Genomic DNA, 14,863 nt, shown 5'->3' with positions numbered 1-14,863 from the left:
AGTCGCCCCATGTCCGAGTCCCGCATCTCGCTGACCCGCTACCTGATCGAGCAGCAGCGCGTGCACGGCGCCATCACGCCGGAGCTGCGGCTGCTGCTGGAGGTCGTCGCGCGCGCCTGCAAGCGCATCGCCATCGCCGTCGGCAAGGGGGCGCTGGGCGGCGTGCTCGGCTCGGCCGGCACCGAGAACGTCCAGGGCGAGGTGCAGAAGAAACTCGACGTCATCGCCAACGAGGTGCTGATCGAGGCCAACGAGTGGGGTGGCCACCTGGCGGCGATGGCCTCGGAGGAGCTCGACGGCATCCACCCGATCCCCAACCGCTACCCGCAGGGCGAGTACCTGCTGCTGTTCGACCCGCTGGATGGCTCCAGCAACATCGACTGCAACGTCAGCATCGGCACCATCTTCTCGGTGCTGAAGCGCCAGCACGACGACCCCACGCTGATCGAGCCGGTCAGCGAGGCCGACTTCCTGCAGCCCGGGCGCCAGCAGGTCGCCGCCGGCTACTGCATCTACGGCCCGCAGACCACGCTGGTGCTCACCGTCGGCAACGGCGTGGCGATGTTCACGCTCGACCGCGAACAGGGCGCCTGGGTGCTGACGCAGGACAAGGTGCGCATCCCGGAGGACACGCGCGAGTTCGCCATCAACATGAGCAACTGGCGCCACTGGGCCGCGCCGGTGCGTCGCTACATCGAGGAATGCCTGGCCGGCGCGGAAGGCCCGCGCGGCAAGGATTTCAACATGCGCTGGATCGCCTCGATGGTGGCCGACGTGCACCGTATCCTGTCGCGCGGCGGCATCTTCCTCTACCCCTGGGACAAGCGCGAACCCAACAAGCCCGGCAAGCTGCGCCTGATGTACGAGGCCAACCCGATGGGCTGGATCGTCGAGCAGGCCGGCGGGGCCGCCACCGACGGGCGCCGGCGCATCCTCGACATCGAACCGAAGGGCCTGCACGACCGCGTGGCCGTCATCCTCGGCTCCAAGAACGAGGTCGAGCGCGTGACGCGCTACCACCTCGAGGCCGACGGTCAGCCAGCCCCCGCAACAACGGTATAATGTTGGTTTCAGCGATACTGCCTGCCTGAGACAGGCAAGTCGCCAAGCCGCAATAGCTCAGCTGGTAGAGCAACTGATTCGTAATCAGTAGGTCGGAGGTTCGAATCCTCTTTGCGGCACCAGAATACCCAGCCCGCCTGCGCGCGGGCTTTTTGCTGGCGCCCCCGCCCGCGGCCATGGCCAAGCGCGATCCCGCCGTCACCGCCACCCTCACCGTCTACTGCCAGCCCGGCGCGCGCCAGACGCGGCTCGCGGGCCTGCACGGCGGTCTGCCGAAGATCCAGCTCGCCGCCCCGCCGGTGGACGGCGCGGCCAACGAGGCGCTGATCGCTTTCGTGGCCGAGCGATGCGGGGTGCCCCGCTCGCGCGTGCGCATCACGCACGGTCACACCAGCCGCACCAAACGGCTGGCCATCGAGGGGGTGGACGACGACGCCGTCCGCCAAGCCCTGCTCGGCGGGTGATCGACGACGGCAGCGAATGCCCGGCCACTGAACGGGCAGGAGTTGACTCCCGATTCAGGCCGGCAACTGCGCCACCAGTTCCTTGAGCCGTGCCTCGTAAGCCTGTACCCAGCCGGGGATGTCGAACAGCGGCGACGCCTCGCGAGCTTCGGCCAGTCGGGCACGCAGGCCGGCCAGCTCGTCCGGGCGGTTGGCCAGCTCGATGGCACGCCGCTCGTAGGTGGCCGCATCAAAGGTGATCAGCTCGGGCACCCCGGCTGCCGTCAGCAGGGCCCCAGCCATGCGCGACGCGAACGTGCGCCCCGACAGGGTCAACACCGGCAGTCCCATCCAGAGCGCGTCGTTGGCGGTCGTGCCGGCGTTGAAGGGGAACGTGTCCAGGAAAAGATCCGCCAGCGCGTAGCGGGCCAGGTAGTCGGCCGGGCTGGTGCGCGGCGCGAAGATCAGACGCGCCGGATCCACGCCGCGCGCCACCGCCTCGCGCACGAGGTTTTCGGGGGCCTGTTCATTGTCCGCCAGCAGCCACAGCACCGAGGCCGGCACCTGCTGCAGGATGCGCATCCAGACATCGAACATCGCCGGCGTGATCTTGTAGTTGTTGTTCATGCAGCAGAATACGAAAGCCTGCTCGGGCAGGCCGCAGGCCTGCCGCGACGGGGTCGGCCCCACCGTGCGCCGCCGGTCGCTGACCTGATAGACCCCGGGCATGTAGAGCGGCTTTTCCGTGTAGAACGGCGCCATCTCGGGCGGGATCAGGAAGCGGTCGGCGATGACGTAATCGATGAACGGGAAACCCGTCGTCGCCGGCAGGCCCAGGTAGGTGATCTGGATCGGCGCCGGGCGCCACGTGAAGATGCCCGGACGGGCGCCCATGGTCTGGCCATGCAGATCCACCAGCACGTCGATCTCGTGCGACCGGATCAACCGTGCCGCGGCCTCGTCATCGAGCCCGTCGATGCGGATGAAGTGGTCGAAGGCGCGCTTGATGCGCTGCCGCAACGGCGAGGCGTCCTCGGGCGTCCAGTCGAAGGCGTAGAGCTCGAACGCCGAGCGGTCGTGCAGCTCGAACAGTTCCGCCGTCAGCATCGCCACCGGATGCTGGCGGAAGTCGGAGGAGCAGTAGCCGATCCGGATCCGTCGGTGCCCATGGGCCCTTGGCTGCGCCAGCGCCGGGCGGATGCCGCCACCGAGCTTGTCGCGCACGTAGCGCTGCGCCGCCGCCAGCTGCGCCTGCGGATCATCCGTCATCGCGATCATCGCCAGCGCCGACGTGTGCGCCCACAACTTGTCGACGTCAAGGCCGGGCAGCGGTTCATGGACTGGCCACAGGCACTGCTTGGCCCGCTCGAAGATCCAGTGATGGATGACGTCCGGCTGGTCGGGCTCGATCAGCAGGCTCTCCGTCAGGGCGGCACTGGCCTCGGCGTAGCGCTTGAGGTCCTCCAGATGGCGGCCGAGGTTGTTGAGCGCCAGCAGCTTGAGCGCGCGACCGTCCGGATCCGCCGCCGAGGCCAGCCGCGCCACCGTGCGCCACTGGCCGATCGCCGCATCGCTGTGTCCCAGCCGCTCGTACACCAGCCCCAGGTTGAAGCGAGCCTGCAGAAAGCCGGGGGCACGGGCGATGGCCGACAGGTAGGCGTCACGGGCGCCGGCGGGATCGTCCAGCTGTGCCAGCAATGCGCCCAGGTTGAACCAGGCCAGATGATCGTGGGAGGTTCGGGGCACACGCAGCCATGCCCGGTAAAGGGCCACGGCTGCCACCGGATGGCCCGCCCGTACCAAGCCTTCGGCTGCGGAAGTCAGCTCCAGCAGCGAGAGTTTGCCCTGCCACGCCTGCTCCAGCCACGCAGGCAAGTTTTGGTGAATCGACGCCGTCATCTCGATTCCCTTTCCACGCGCACGTTGCCTGCGGACACCGGGCGTGGATCGTGCGAAAAGCCCGCCACCGGAAGTCGATCTTCCGCAGGCGGGCGTGAACCAGGGAGCATCAGGGCTGCAATGGTAGCAAGATGGATTGCCCCGATTGCGAAGTCAGTCCCCCTCAGTTGAGTTTGAGATGAGGCATCTGTTCAGCGGTGAAGGCCGCGATCTGGGTCGGTGTCATGGCCCGAACCTGATCGGAACTCAGCGCTGCCACTTGGTCCGTCGTCAATTGCTTGATCACCGCCGCCGACAGACCCCTGATTGCGTCCGTGGTCAGCTTTTCGATGTCCTCCGTCTCCAGCCCGGCCACCTGCGCCGTCGTCAGCGCCGCAATCTGCTGGAACTTCAACGCCGCCGCCTGCGCCGTCGTCAACTCCTTGATCTGGGCCGTGCTCAGCGCCTTGACCTGCGCCGCCGTCAGCTCCGCCACGTCCTCAGCATCCAGACTGGCGATCTGCTCCGTGCTCAGCGCCGCCACCTGCGCCGCCGTCAGCGCCTTGACCTGCGACGAGCTCAGGTTCTTCGTAAAGTCCGTGTTGACCCCCACAAGCTGCGTCGTCGTCAACGCCGCAATCTGCGTGTTCGACAGCGCCTGCACCTGATCCGATGACAGCGCATTGAGCTGATCCGACGTCAGCGCCTTGACCTGCGCCACCGTCAGCGCCCGCAGCTGCGCCGTGCTCATCTCCTTCAGGTCTTCCGTCTCGATCGCCGCCACCTGCGCTGCCGTCAGCGCCGCCACCTGCGCCGTCGTCAGCGCCTTGACCTGGTCACTGGTCAGCGCCTGCGCCGCCGCCGTCGTCAGCCCCTTGATCTGCGCCGCCCCCAGCTGCTGCAGCTGATCCGTGCTCAATGCCTGGATCTGCTCGCTGCTGAACTGCCCCAGCGCCGCCGCCGACAGCCCCTTGATCGCGGCCGTGGTCAGCTTTTCGATGTCCTCCGTCTCCAGCCCGGCCACCTGCGCCGCCGTCAGCGCCGCAATCTGCTGGAACTTCAACGCCGCCGCCTGCGCCGTCGTCAACTCCTTGATCTGGGCCGTGCTCAGCGCCTTGATCTGCGCCGCCGTCAGCTCCGCCACGTCCTCAGTATCCAGACTGGCGATCTGCTCCGTGCTCAGCGCCGCCACCTGCGCCACCGTCAGCGCCTTGACCTGCGACGAGCTCAGGTTCTTCGTAAAGTCCGTGTTGACCCCCGCAAGCTGCGTCGTCGTCAACGCCGCAATCTGCGTGTTCGACAGCGCCTGCACCTGATCCGACGACAGCGCATTGAGCTGATCCGTCGTCAGCGCCTTGACCTGCGCCGCCGTCAGCGCCCGCAGCTGCGCCGTGCTCATCTCCTTCAGGTCTTCCGTCTCGATCGCCGCCACCTGCGCCGCCGTCAACGCCGCCACCTGCGCCGTCGTCAGCGCCTTGACCTGGTCACTGGTCAGCGCCTGCGCCGCCGCCGTCGTCAGCCCCTTGATCTGCGACACCCCCAGCTGCTGCAGCTGATCCGTGCTCAATGCCTGGATCTGGTCGCTGCTGAGCTGCCCCAGCGCCGCCGCCGACAGCCCCTTGATCGCGGCCGTGCTGAGCTTCTGAATGTCCTCCGTCTCCAGCCCGGCCACCTGCGCCGCCGTCAGCGCCGCAATCTGCTGGAACTTCAACGCCGCCGCCTGCGCCGTCGTCAACTCCTTGATCTGGGCCGTGCTCAGCGCCTTGATCTGCGCCGCCGTCAGCTCCGCCACGTCCTCAGTATCCAGACTGGCGATCTGCTCCGTGCTCAGCGCCGCCACCTGCGCCACCGTCAGCGCCTTGACCTGCGACGAGCTCAGGTTCTTCGTAAAGTCCGTGTTGACCCCCGCAAGCTGCGTCGTCGTCAACGCCGCAATCTGCGTGTTCGACAGCGCCTGCACCTGATCCGACGACAGCGCATTGAGCTGATCCGTCGTCAGCGCCTTGACCTGCGCCGCCGTCAGCGCCCGCAGCTGCGCCGTGCTCATCTCCTTCAGGTCTTCCGTCTCGATCGCCGCCACCTGCGCCGCCGTCAACGCCGCCACCTGCGCCGTCGTCAGCGCCTTGACCTGGTCACTGGTCAGCGCCTGAATGGACGCCGTGCTGAGTGCCTTGATCTGGACCGCCGTCAGCTGCGCCAGATCCTCCGTGTCCCACTCACCGATCTCCGCCCCAAGCGCATTGAGCTGGGCTGCGGTCAGCCCCCGGACCTGACTGGTCGTCAGGTACTTCATGTCATAGAGGCCCATCGCTTCAGCGAACGCTTGGGCGTTGAAGGCCCCGATCTGCGCGCTGCTGAGCGTGACGAAGTCCTCCGTCTCGATCGCCGCGATCTGCTCGGATGTGAAGGCAGCCAACTGATCCCGCCGCAAGGCTTGAAAGTCCGCAGTCGTAAGACCTTGGATCTGCGTGGTCGTCAGCGCCGCGATCTGAGTCGGCGTCAGGCTTGAGATGATCGACATGACCTACCCCTTTCCATGAGCGAACCTTGCCTGGGGGCGAGAAAAGTCAAGGAAAGCAAACCCCTTCAAGGGAGCTCACGCTTCCTCTCAGTCACGCTATCGGCGACTTGAAGAAGAACTTTAGGCCCGCTCATAGCGTGGTGCACCACTTCCTGCTGGAGGGCTGGTCGCCGTCTCAGATTGCCGGCACACTTGAGACGCATGTGGCCCGGCGATCCGGATCGCCGCGTCTCGCACGAGACCATCGACAACTGCATCGATGCGATGCCGCGCGGTGAGCTGCGCAAGGAGCTCATCGCCTGCCTGCGGCGTGCGCAAGGCAAGCGCATGCCCCGGTCTCGAGGGCAGGACCGAAGAGGCCAGCTGCCCGAGGCGGTCAGCATCCACCTGCGTCCGCCCAAAGCCAACGACCTGGCTTCCCCCGGCCACTGGGAAGGCGACCTCCTCAAGGGGGCGGCCAACCGCTCGGCGGTTGGGGTGTTGGTGGAGCGCAGCTCGCGTCTGGTGTGCAGCCCCAAGCTCAAGGACGCCACCGCAGCCTCGGCCCTGGAGGGCTTCAGCGCCAAGCTGCGCAAGACGCCCAAGCCGATGCGCAAGACCCTGACCGACGACCGCGGCAAGGAAATGGCGCGTCATCCCGAGCTGACCGAGGCCACCGGCATCCGGGTCTGCTTCTGCGACCCGCGCAGTCCGTGGCAGCGGGGCAGTCGCGAAAATCGCCCGCGATTTCATCAAAACCGCAAGTGGTTTCATCAAAACCGCTTGCGGTTTCATCAGAATATCAACGGTTTGCTGCGCCAGCACCTGCCCAAGGGCACGAAGCTGTCGGTCTACAGCCAGGAAGAGCTCGATGCGATCGCCGACCGGCTCGGGCATCGGCCCCGTGCCATCCACGGCTTCCGCCCGCCGATCGCCGGCTGCCAGGCCATGCTGGACAAGCTCACCCGCGCCAGCAGCTCCCTTCAGTGATTCCGCTGTTGCACTTGGTGCTTGACCCGCCCCCTTCGTCTACAATCGAAGTGACCGGAGCGCCCGCCTCGCAAAATCGAGCCAACAACTCCGCTGCGAGCCCGTGATCGATACTCAACTCACGCTCGTGTTCAAGGGCCCGCGAGTCTAGATCGAACAGCAGGCCGATTGCGTCACGCAACGACGGAGCGAGACGCTGAGGATGACATGCGAAGAAATTGCCCCCGACTGGGAACAGTCGGTAGCCCAGCCCCCTGAGCATTTCCGCGACCGCATGGCTACGATACTGAAGTCGCTCGATCGGACACGCTTCGTAGTAGATAAACGGCCTTTCCCTTTGAATCAAGCCAAACCCCGAACGGATGACATCCTGCTCCATACCCTCGACATCGATTTTGATAAAATTTATATTTTCACCAGGGAGAAGCTGATCGAGTCCACGGACCGCCACGTCTTCGTACCGCTGGGCTCGCTGGGAAGATTCCGCCACGCCGGGCAGTTCCGACCGGACCGCAATCACCTCCGGATCGAACGACACCGCCCCGGTGTAGTTTTCGCAGCGGACATCAAAGATAGGAACCCGAAGCGTCGAGGTTTCTCGCGTTGCCTGGTCGACTACCACACGGTGGGATCTCACTCCTAAGATACCATTAATGACAAGATTCGCCTCAAGCATCGCAAACACCTGGCGCTGCGGTTCAATGGCAACGAGACGCTCACCCCCGATCGACAACCCTACTGGGACGGCGAAGCTGCCCACGTTGGCACCAACATCAATGATCAGCCCCTGGCTCTGGCGAGCAATCAAAATAGCAAGCAACGCGGGCAATGGCTCGAAGAATCCACGCGAGACCAAAGAGTGCTGTATGGTCTCATCCTCGTTGACGATCAAAAACCGCCCTTGCTTGGTAGAGACAACGCGAGGAACCACTTCCCTCTGGGCTGAGACCGCGCCAGCGATAAAAAGCTGTGCGACAGATGGGAGCTCAACGCTCGCCAGCACTTCTCGGCGCGCCTCCAAGACTTCGACAGATGGATGCCGGATATAAAGGCGGCATACGTTCTCGACGAACCGGCTGACCCCCCCTTCGCGGTTGCGGTGCCTGTACCCCTTGTCCACACTGTGGCAGATTGTTACCGCATCAAAGTCTCCACGAACCAACCTAACACCCTGAAGATTGTCCAAAAGAAACACCCAGTCCTCAAGACTCGTATACTTCTCATCAAAGAAATGACGGATCACGCGCCGCGCGATCACAAACGATCCCACGGGGATCCTATTCATGACCAACAGATCGTTGTACGAAATATCCTGCTGCACCCTCCTGATTCGGGTGATTTCATTCAGATCTGCATCTTCAATCACGTGAACATGGTTGGCATAGACAAAATCACAAGCATGCTCCTTGAGCAAGGATACAAAAGAAGCCAAAGCACCCGACACAAGAAAATCATCATCATCCAGAAATAGCAAAAAATCCCCTCTGGCTGCCTCTATCGCTCTATTTCGAGACGCCGCAACCCCACCGACATCCTCGGTACGCCGATTAATGACTCGCAACGATCCCTGATAAGCCACCTCTCCGGAGACGATTTGAGCGATCTGATCGATCATTTGATCATCAGGATCATCATTGGCCACAATCACCTCGAACCTGGCATCATCAGGATTGATTTTCTGGATGAGGACACTGACCAAAGCCCGGATGAGGTGGCGGTGCCGCCGGTAGGTGGTCACGATTACACTGAGCATCATGCTGCTTCTCCCGCCTATGAGGTGCCCCTCGAATTTCGTCTTCCAACGAGCTCCTTTGGAAGGTCTGCTCAACCCCCGCTACTGACGCCGTGGCCAGTGGCGGGTTTCACATGATGGATTCCGGCGTCCTTTCGGGGGTCTTGCGGGGCCGTTTCGGCCCCCGCAGGGGCCTTTGGCGGCCCCGCAGGGGGCTTGTGGGCCCTGTTTGGACGCACTTACCCCACGCAGGGCTGCATAAGCCGCCTGCGCGCAAGCCACAGGTTGGCCAGCATCAAGAGCGTGGTGATCTGCGCCGCGTTCTTCTTCAGGCCCTTGTAGCGGACTTTCGTGTATCGGAAGACGCACTTGAGCACGCCGAAGATGTGCTCGCCGCGCGCGCGGATGCGCGCCTTGACGCTTTCCAGCTCATCCAGCACCGCACCCAGCGGCCTGGTCGGATCGAGCTGGCGGCGCTTGCCCGGCCGCATGGCCACGTGCCAGTTGACCTTGGGGTGACGAGCCTGCACCTCCTCGCGCTTGTCCACGCCCTGGTAGCCGGCATCGGCAAAGACGTCTTGTTCCTTGCCGTGCAGCAGCGCGTGCGCCTGCGTGACGTCGGCCACGTTGGCTGGCGTGACCACCACGCTGTGGGCAAGTCCACTGGCCGCGTCCGTGCCCACATGCGCCTTGCAGCCGAAGGACCACTGGTTGCCTTTCTTCGTCGTTCGCGGCTCCGACTCATCGCCGCTCGCCATCTCAGGGTCGCGGCTGCGCGTCTGGTTCTTCGTGGAGCTGGGCGCGGCCATGAGCGTGGCATCCACCACCGTGCCGCTTCTGACCATCAGCCCGCGTTCGGTAAGGATGCCGTTGACCAAGCCCAGCATACGCTCGCTCAGGTTCTTCTCTTCCAGAAGGTGTCGAAAGCGCAGGATCGTGGTCTCATCCGGCACGGTGTCCACCCCCAGGTCCAGACCCACGAATTCGGCAAAGGCCGGCACGTCGTACAGCGCCTCTTCCGCTGCCGGGTCCGACAGCGCGAACCACTGCTGCAGGAAGTGGATGCGCAACAGCACCGACACCGGGTACGGAGGACGGCCGCCCTTGGGGCCAGGCGAGGGCATGTGCGGGGCAATCAGCGCCTCAAGCCGCCGCCCCGGCACCACCTGCTGCATTTGCCGCAGGAACTCGCGCTTGCGGGTGGTCTTGACCTTCAGCTCGAACCCTGCTCCCAGGCTGGCTTGCTTCATCGGCGGCGCTCCTGCGGTGTGCTTCCTCACAAGCGTCATGCTACCCGGTCAGGGGGTGGTTGTGCAGACGTTCCTTAGGGCGACCACGGATTCGGGGGGAATCAGGGGGAATATACGCCGCCACCATCACGCGATTCATCGCTTCGTCACCGGCTCCCTGCCGCTTTCCCACGTATCGAGAAAATCCCGCGCCACCGCCCGCACGAGCCGGCGCCGCAGGCGCGCATCGGCGCGCCGCGGCGGCTGGCGGTAGAGGATGCGCGCCAGCTCCATGCCCATGACCATGCCGATCAGGGTTTCGGCGTCGCGGGCGGCGCCGGGCCAGCGCCGCCCTTGGGCTGCGGCGTGGCGGCGCAGCAGGGAAGCGACGGCATCGATCGCCTGCTGCGGCCCCAGGCGCCAGATGCGCTGCAGGTCGGCCTGGGACTGCGGCAGCGCGGCGATGGCCTGCAGGTAGGCACGGTAAGGGGGCCGCCCGACGAACGCCAGCAGCTGCTCGAGAAACCGCTCCAGCACCGCGGCCAGCCCGGCGGCGTCGGCCGGCACCGTCTCCAGCATGCCCAGCAGCGGCTGCGCCTCGCGCAGCACCAGCGCCTCCAGCAGCGCCTCGCGGTGCGGCCAGCGGCGGTAGAGCGTCGCCTTGGAGACGCCGCTGGCGCGCGCCACCGCATCCATCGTCAGCGCCGCCGGCCCGCCAGCCAGCAACAGCGTCCGCCCGGCCTCCAGGATCAGTTCGTCCTTGCGCACATCCGGCGGGCGGCCGGGGGTGGCCCGCGCCTCGGCCTTTCGCATGGTCATGGCATTTAGTGTACGATTGCGTTCACAAATTGCCAAGCCAAGTGGAGGTCAGGCCCGTGAACGCTCAGCCCCTGCGCCTCGGCGCGTTGGTCGTGTCGATTTCGATGGTGGCGCTGGCCGCTGGCTGCCAGCGCGTCGGCGCCCCCGCCGCGCAGGCCGCCCCGCCCGTGGTGGCCACCGCAACCGTGGAACCGCTGGGGACGGCAGGGCTGGGCCTGTCCGGCACGGTGCGCGCGCGGGTGGAGGCGCCGCTGGCGTTTCAGGTCGGCGGGCGCATCGCCGCGCGGCGCGTGGACGCCGGCCAGAGCGTGCAGGCCGGGCAGGTCCTGTTCGAGCTGGATCCGGCGGATCTGGAGCAGGCCGTGCGCGCCGCCGAGGCCGACGTGGCCGCCGCCGAGGCCGCGCTGCGCACCGCGCAGGCGGATCTCGAGCGCGTGCGCACGCTCGCGGCGCAGGGTTTCGTCAGCGCACAGGCCACCGATCGCGCGCAGCTGGCTGCGCGCGAGGCCGCGAGCCGGCGCGACGCCGCGCAGGCGCGGTTGAGCCAGGTGCGCAACGGCCGCGCCTACGCGCAGCTGCGCGCGCCCGCGGCCGGCGTGGTCACCGAGGTCACCGGCCAGCCGGGCCAGGTGGTGGCGGCGGGCCAGCCGGTGGCGACGCTCGCGCAGGCCGGCGCACGCGAGGTGGAGGTGTTCTTCCCCGAGACCGTCACCCCGCCCGCGACCGGTCAGGCACGGCTGCCCGACGGGCGCATGGTGCCGCTCGCCCTGCGCGAGGCCGCCCCGATGGTGGATACGCTCGCGCGCACGCGCCGCGCGCGCTACCGCGCCGACGGCCTGCCGGCGGAGCTGCCGCTGGGCAGCGTCGTCAGCACGCAGTTCGCACTGCCGGGCCGGCCGGCCGCCGCCGCAGAGAGCACCAGCCCGGTCGGCACCTGGCGCGTGCCGGTGGGCGCGCTGGATGAGCGCGCCGAGGGGCCGCGCGTCTGGCGCGTGCGCGACGGCAAGCTGGAGGCGGTGCCGGTGCGCGTGCTGCGGCTGGACGACCGCCATGCCGTCGTGGCCGCGCCGCTGCAGGCCGGCGAGCGCGTGGTGGCGCTGGGCACGCACCTGCTGCAGCCGGGCATGACGGTGCAGGAGCGCGCGCGATGAGCTTTCCGAACCTGTCGGCGCTGGCGGTGCGCGAGCGTGCCGTCACGCTCTTCTTCCTGATCCTGTCGGTGCTGGGCGGCCTCTACGCCTTTGCGACGCTCGGGCGCGCGGAGGACCCCGCCTTTACCGTGCGCGTGATGCAGGTCAACGTGGCCTGGCCCGGCGCCACGCCGCAGCAGCTGCAGGAGCAGGTGGTCGACCGGCTGGAGAAAAAGATCCAGGAGGTCGAATTTCTCTACCGCATCGAGACCACGATCCGCCCCGGACAGGCCACGCTGCAGGTGGAGTTTTACGACTACACGCCGCAGGCCCGCGTGCCGGAGCTGTTCTACCAGGTGCGCAAGCGCATGTGGGACGCGCAGCGCGAAATGCCCGCCGGCGTGATCGGCCCGCTGGCCAACGACGACTTCGCCGACGTCTATTTCAGCCTGCTGGCGCTGACCGCGCCCAAGCTGCCGCACGATGGGCTGGTGCGCGAGGCCGAACGGCTGCGCGATGAGATCCAGCGCATCGAAGGCGTGCACAAGGCGCTGCTGCTGGGCGAGCGCACCCAGCGCATGTATGTGGAATTCGACAACGCGCGGCTGGTCAACCTGGGCCTGTCGCCGCAGGCCATCTTCGAGGCCATCGACGCCAGCAACCGCCTGGTGCCCACCGGCAGGCTGGAAACCGACGGCCCGCGCCTGCACATCCGGCTCGACGCCGACCTATCGGACCCCGAGGCACTGGCGCGGCTGCCGATCCGCGCCGGCGGCAAGGTGATCCGGCTGGGCGACATCGCCACCATCCGCCGCGGCCACGAGGATCCGCCCGGCTACCTGGTGCGCGCGCGCGGTCAGGATGCGGTGCTGATCGGCGTCGTGATGAACAAAGGGGAAAACGGCCTGCAGCTCGGCGAGCGCCTGCACGCCTATCTGGAGCGCGAGAAGGCCGAGCTGCCGCTGGGACTGGAGCTGACGCAGCTGACCAACCAGGCCGACGCCATCGCCAAGGCGGTCAACCTGTTCCAGATCAAGTTTCTGGTGGCGGTGGCGGTGGTCATGGCGGTGAGCATGCTGGCCATCGGGCTGCGCGCGGGCCTGATCGTCGGCATCGCGGTGCCGGTGACGCTGGGCCTGAGCTTCGTGGTCTTCAAGGCCATGGGCATCAACCTGGACCGCATCACGCTGGGGGCGCTGATCATCTCGCTGGGCCTGCTGGTGGACGACGCCATCATCGCCGTGGAGATGATGCTGGTGAAGATGGAGGAAGGCTGGGACCGGGTGCGCGCCGCCGCCCACGCCTGGAACGTGACGGCCGCGCCGATGCTGTTCGGCACGCTGGTCACGGTGGCGGGCTTCCTGCCGATCGGCTTTGCGCGCTCGGGCGTGGGCGAATACGCCGGCAACATCTTCTGGGTGCTGGCGATCAGCCTGCTGGTGTCGTGGCTGGTGGCGGTGACGTTCACCCCGTACCTCGGCGTGAAGATGCTGCGCGACGTGCCGCCCGAGGCGCGCCACGGCCATGACCAGCTCTACCAGACCCCGGCGTACCGCCGGCTGCGGGCCGTCGTGGCTTGGTGCGTGACGCAGCGCAAGACGGTGGTGGCCGCCACCGTGGCGCTGCTGGCGCTGGCCGGGCTGGCCATGGCCAAGGTGGTGCCCAAGCAGTTCTTCCCCAGCAGCGACCGCCCCGAGGTGCTGGTCAGCGTCTATCTGCCGCAGGGCACCAGCATCCGCGTCACCGACCAGACCGTGCGCCGGCTGGAGGCGATCCTGGCGCCGATGCCGGAGGTCAAGACGCTGTCGGCCTACGTCGGAGCAGGCGCGCCGCGATTTTTCATCTCCGCCAACCCCGAGCCACCCAACCCGGCGTTTGGCAAGCTCATCGTCGTCGCGCACGACGAGGCGAGCCGCGACCGCATCATCGCCACGCTCGAAGACCACATCCAGCGCGGCGAATTCGCCGAGGCGCGCGTGCGCGTGGCGCGGCTGCTGTACGGCCCGCCGGTGGCCTGGCCGGTGCAGTTCCGCGTCTTCGGGCCCGATCCGGTGGAGCTGCGCCGCGTCGCCCACCGCGTGCGCGAGGTGATGGCGGCCAACCCGCACGTCGTGGACGCGCACCTGGAATGGGACGAGCGCGTGCCGGTGCTGGCACTGCGCGCCGACGCCGACCGGCTGCGGCTGCTGGGCCTCACGCCGCAGGACGTGGCTCAGCAGCTGCAGACGCTGCTCGACGGCGTGCCGGTGACGCAGCTGCGCATCGGCAACCGCACGGTGGAGCTGATGGCGCGCGGTGCGGTGCTCGGCGCGCGGCCCGGCGCCGACAGCGTCGGGGCGCTGGAGCTGCTCAACCGCGACGGGCGCAAGGTGCCGCTGGCGCAGCTCGGCACCATCGAAGTGCGCTACGAGGAGCCGGTCATCAAGCGCTACAACCGCGAGCCGTTCGTGGCCGTGCAGGCCGAGGTGCGCGGCGCGCAGCCCAACGACGTCACCGCCGCCGTCTGGCAGGCGCTGCAGTCGCTGCGCGCCGAGCTGCCGCCCGGCTACCGCGTGGCCATCGGCGGCTCGGTGGAGCAGTCCGAGAAGGCCAACCTCTCGATCCAGAAGCTGCAGCCGCTCATGGTGGCGGCGATGCTCATCTTCATCATGCTGCAGATGCGCTCGTTCGCCGGCACCTTCATGGTCGTGGCCACCGCGCCGCTGGGGCTGATCGGCGCGGTGCTGGCGCTGCTGGTGTTCTGGCAGCCGTTCGGCTTCGTGGCGCTGCTGGGGCTGACGGGCCTGGCCGGCATCCTGATGCGCAACACGCTGATCCTGACGCAGCAGGTGGCCGACAACTTCGAAGCCGGCCTGAGCGCCTTCGACGCCGTGGTCGAAGCGGCGGTGCAACGCGCCCGTCCGGTGGTGCTGACGGCGCTGGCCGCCGTGCTGGCCTTCGTGCCGCTGACGCACGACAGCTTCTGGGGGCCGCTGGCCTACGTGCTGATCGGCGGCGTGGCCGTCGGCACGGCGATCACGCTGCTGTTCGTGCCGGCGCTGTACGCGCTGTGGTTCCGTATCCGGCCGGCGGCGGCCTGA

At 67.2% G+C, this 14,863-nt stretch carries 9 protein-coding genes, 1 tRNA gene and 1 pseudogene; 6 read left to right on the top strand and 5 right to left on the bottom strand.

Annotated features, from left to right (window positions below):
* The first annotated feature begins 9 nt into the window (after window positions 1-9).
* The 3 genes from Tsedi_RS04175 (at window position 10) to Tsedi_RS04165 (ending at window position 1,526) form a co-directional block, all read left to right on the top strand.
* A complete protein-coding gene (locus tag Tsedi_RS04175; RefSeq protein ID WP_143893884.1) occupies window positions 10-1,062 on the top strand; it encodes a class 1 fructose-bisphosphatase in 1,053 nt (350 codons plus the stop codon).
* 46 nt (window positions 1,063-1,108) lie between these two features.
* Window positions 1,109-1,184: transfer RNA gene (locus Tsedi_RS04170), tRNA-Thr, on the top strand.
* 54 nt (window positions 1,185-1,238) lie between these two features.
* Window positions 1,239-1,526 carry a DUF167 domain-containing protein gene (locus Tsedi_RS04165; protein ID WP_143893882.1) on the top strand — a complete coding sequence of 96 codons (288 nt, stop codon included), beginning with the start codon at window positions 1,239-1,241 and terminating at the stop codon, window positions 1,524-1,526.
* Between the two features lie 54 nt (window positions 1,527-1,580).
* Here the strand turns inward: Tsedi_RS04165 and Tsedi_RS04160 are convergent, their stop codons facing one another.
* Both Tsedi_RS04160 and Tsedi_RS12155 read right to left on the bottom strand, forming a co-directional pair.
* Complete coding sequence (locus Tsedi_RS04160; protein WP_246099175.1) at window positions 1,581-3,380, bottom strand: O-linked N-acetylglucosamine transferase, SPINDLY family protein; 1,800 nt, start codon at window positions 3,378-3,380, stop codon at window positions 1,581-1,583.
* A 187-nt stretch (window positions 3,381-3,567) separates the two neighbouring features.
* Window positions 3,568-5,799 carry a hypothetical protein gene (locus tag Tsedi_RS12155; RefSeq protein WP_185970576.1) on the bottom strand — a complete coding sequence of 744 codons (2,232 nt, stop codon included), beginning with the start codon at window positions 5,797-5,799 and terminating at the stop codon, window positions 3,568-3,570.
* A gap of 242 nt (window positions 5,800-6,041) precedes the next feature.
* Here Tsedi_RS12155 and Tsedi_RS04155 point away from each other — a divergent pair.
* A pseudogene (locus Tsedi_RS04155) lies at window positions 6,042-6,873 on the top strand (IS30 family transposase); the annotation flags it as partial.
* On the opposite strand, the gene Tsedi_RS04150 reads toward Tsedi_RS04155, so the two are convergent.
* The 3 genes from Tsedi_RS04150 to Tsedi_RS04140 all read right to left on the bottom strand — a co-directional run bounded on the left by Tsedi_RS04150 (window position 6,845) and on the right by Tsedi_RS04140 (window position 10,653).
* A complete protein-coding gene (locus Tsedi_RS04150) occupies window positions 6,845-8,611 on the bottom strand; it encodes an FkbM family methyltransferase (RefSeq protein WP_185970575.1) in 1,767 nt (588 codons plus the stop codon). The pseudogene Tsedi_RS04155 and the gene Tsedi_RS04150 overlap by 29 nt on opposite strands.
* A gap of 233 nt (window positions 8,612-8,844) precedes the next feature.
* Entirely contained in the window at window positions 8,845-9,855 is a 1,011-nt protein-coding gene (locus Tsedi_RS04145; RefSeq protein ID WP_143893876.1) for an IS5 family transposase, read from the bottom strand.
* A 135-nt stretch (window positions 9,856-9,990) separates the two neighbouring features.
* Window positions 9,991-10,653, bottom strand: coding sequence for a TetR/AcrR family transcriptional regulator (locus tag Tsedi_RS04140; RefSeq protein ID WP_143893874.1), 663 nt, complete (start codon window positions 10,651-10,653; stop codon window positions 9,991-9,993).
* 56 nt (window positions 10,654-10,709) lie between these two features.
* Here Tsedi_RS04140 and Tsedi_RS04135 point away from each other — a divergent pair, with 56 nt between their 5' ends.
* A complete protein-coding gene (locus tag Tsedi_RS04135; protein ID WP_221934198.1) occupies window positions 10,710-11,804 on the top strand; it encodes an efflux RND transporter periplasmic adaptor subunit in 1,095 nt (364 codons plus the stop codon).
* On the top strand, window positions 11,801-14,863 hold the full coding sequence (locus tag Tsedi_RS04130; protein ID WP_143893872.1) for an efflux RND transporter permease subunit: 3,063 nt from the start codon (window positions 11,801-11,803) through the stop codon (window positions 14,861-14,863). Before Tsedi_RS04135 ends, Tsedi_RS04130 begins: the two co-directional genes overlap by 4 nt.

It is taken from the genome of Tepidimonas sediminis (genome assembly GCF_007556605.1).
Lineage (GTDB): Bacteria > Pseudomonadota > Gammaproteobacteria > Burkholderiales > Burkholderiaceae_C > Tepidimonas > Tepidimonas sediminis.
This window is presented reverse-complemented; position numbering and strand designations above follow the sequence as displayed.